Below are 1,248 nucleotides of genomic sequence, written 5' to 3'. Positions count from 1 at the left end.
GGAGGTAGTCCGTAGGGGTTTGGTCTCCAAACACTTTTCTATTTCTGATTTGTCTTTATTGCTCTATACACAATAAAAGTTTTTACCTACCATTTTCTGATTTCTGGGGAAAATTTTGTCGGAGGTAGTCCGTAGGGGTTTGGTCTCCAAACACTTTTCTATTTCTGATTTGTCTCTATTGCGCAATAGTCAGAAAACTGCTCACCCCCCTCCGGTTGGCATGAGCTTCAGAAAATGCAACTATTATTTCCCTCTATTCCCTAATAGTCAGAAAACTGCTCATCTCCCTCCGGTTCTTATGCGCTTCATAAAATGCAAATAAGATTTGTCTCTATTGCGCAATAGTCAGAAAACTGCTCATCCCCCTCCGGTTCGCATGCGCTTCAGAAAATGCAACTATTATTTGTCTCTATTCCACAATAGTCAGAAAACTGCTCATCTCCCTCCGGTTCGTATGCGCTTCAGAAAATGCAACTATTATTTCTCTCTCCTCATCCGAAATTATGATTTGTCAGTAGTTTCCATTTTCTGAATAATTTTCATAGTTTCGACACTAACGGTACAAACCTTTTTTAGTAAGTCAATAACTGTTTCTTTATAGTCAGCAAAACGATAGGTATTAAATTTTTCAGCGATGGTTTTGTCTCTGGGTTTTTTCTCCTTATATTGATCTAATACCCACTCCAAAGCACTCCGGTTTCCGAGGCGATATTCCCAGACAATTTTGGGAATTTTTTCTAATGTTGTGATGGTATCTATAAATATTTTGTCTTTGGTTTTATCTGCTTTAAGTTTTAGTTTAGGAGTGGGAGAGTTTTCGGGAGTTGGTAAGTCGATGCGAGTTAGTGGGAAAGGTTTAATAGTTTCATAATTGATGTGTAAGTCGATTAATTTTTTTCCCCATTTTACCCACTGTTGAAAATTTTCATAGAAGGGGAGGCGGGGAAATTCTCGTTTGAGATAAAGATATGACAATTCCTGTCATTGCAGAAATTCCAAATATAGTATGTTTTTCTCCTATAAAAATACCATCCTTACCTGAAATAGCTCTAACATTACCTCCTAAATCAAGAAAATAAGCATAAGAAAATTCCTCATTTATTACTTTTCTAAATCCATCAAAAGCACGAGCATCTAAAAAAGAAGAATTAGTAATAAAACAAATTACACCTTGTTTACCTAACCTATCCGATGCCCAACGAATAAATCGAGTGTACATATCATAAACAACAATTTGATTCTGTGCCT

General features: G+C 36.4%; 2 protein-coding genes. Both read right to left on the bottom strand.

What is annotated here, in order from left to right; translation table 11 throughout:
* Positions 1 to 501 precede the first annotated feature (501 nt).
* Positions 502 to 975 carry a type ISP restriction/modification enzyme gene (locus tag ACP6PK_RS08070; protein WP_426559167.1) on the bottom strand — a complete coding sequence of 158 codons (474 nt, stop codon included), beginning with the start codon at positions 973 to 975 and terminating at the stop codon, positions 502 to 504.
* Positions 926 to 1,248, bottom strand: a 323-nt coding sequence (locus ACP6PK_RS08065) for a hypothetical protein (protein WP_426559166.1), incomplete at its 5' end; no start/stop codon positions are given. The genes ACP6PK_RS08065 and ACP6PK_RS08070, both read right to left, overlap by 50 nt.

The organism is Dapis hubbardiae BLCC-M172 (genome assembly GCF_050016015.1).
Taxonomy (GTDB): domain Bacteria; phylum Cyanobacteriota; class Cyanobacteriia; order Cyanobacteriales; family Microcoleaceae; genus Trichodesmium.
This window is presented reverse-complemented; position numbering and strand designations above follow the sequence as displayed.